Raw genomic sequence first — 1,064 nt, 5'->3', positions numbered from 1 at the left:
TAGGGCACGTATCGAGTCGTGATCAATCTGCGGGATGTGCCTTCGTGGAACGGTCTGGTCCGGTAGACCGTCGTACGTGACGCGGATACAACTGACCGACCCGGAGTGGGAGTTCATCGAGCCGTACCTGCCGATCGGCGAGTACGGCCCGTACCCCGAGCGGCTGCGGCAGCAGTTCGAGGGCGTGATCTGGCGGTTCAGGACGGGCGGCCAGTGGCGGGAGATGCCGGCAGAGTTCGGTGCGTGGTCGACCGTCCACAACCGCTTCCGGCAGTGGCGTGACGCCGGGGTCTTCGAGGCCCTGCTGGAGGGCCTGATCGCGGAAGCTGCGAAGCGCGGTGAGGTGGACCTGTCCCTGGTCAGCATTGACTCCACCACCGCCCGTGCCCACCACGACGCGGCAGGGATGCACCTCGACAAGGACGTCGTCACCGCCCTGGAGAAAGCCGCCGCCGAGGAGGAGAAGGCCAGGTCAAAGGGGGCGGCCTCGAAGAACAAAGAGGGCAGGAGACCGAAAGCGATCCCGCGCGGGAAGAACGACGACGCGTCCGGTGTCGGCGGAAACTCCGACTGAAGGCCGCCCTCCTCGGACGCTCCAGGGGCGGGCAGACCAGCAAGGTCCACCTCGCCGCCGACCGCAAGTGCCGCCCGCTGGCGTTCATCCTGACCGCGGGCCAGGCAGCGGACAGCCCACAGTTCATCCCCGTCCTGAAGAAGGTGCGGGTGCGCGGGCCCATCGGTCGCCCCCGCACCCGGCCGGACGCGGTCGCCGGAGACAAGGCTTACTCGTCTCGTGGCAACCGTGCCCACCTGCGCAAACGCCGTATCAAGGCGGTCATCCCGGAGAAGAAGGACCAGGCCGCCAACCGCAAGAAGAAGGGCAGTGGAGGCGGTAGGCCCGTCAGTCACGACACCGAGCTCTACAAGGAACGGAACACCGTCGAGCGGGCGATCAACAGGATGAAGGCATGGCGAGGCATCGCCACCCGCTACGACAAGACCCCGGGGAGCTACCTCGCCGGACTCCACCTCCGGGCCTCCGTGATCTGGATCAAGGACCTCAC

General features: G+C 67.2%; 1 pseudogene. It reads left to right on the top strand.

Annotated elements, in window-relative coordinates:
- Positions 1-76: 76 nt before the first annotated feature.
- Positions 77-1,064: pseudogene (locus tag ABZU99_RS34890) on the top strand (IS5 family transposase); the annotation flags it as partial.

The sequence above is a fragment of the Streptomyces sp. NPDC005266 genome (assembly GCF_040607655.1).
In the GTDB taxonomy this organism is placed as follows: domain Bacteria; phylum Actinomycetota; class Actinomycetes; order Streptomycetales; family Streptomycetaceae; genus Streptomyces.
This window is presented reverse-complemented; position numbering and strand designations above follow the sequence as displayed.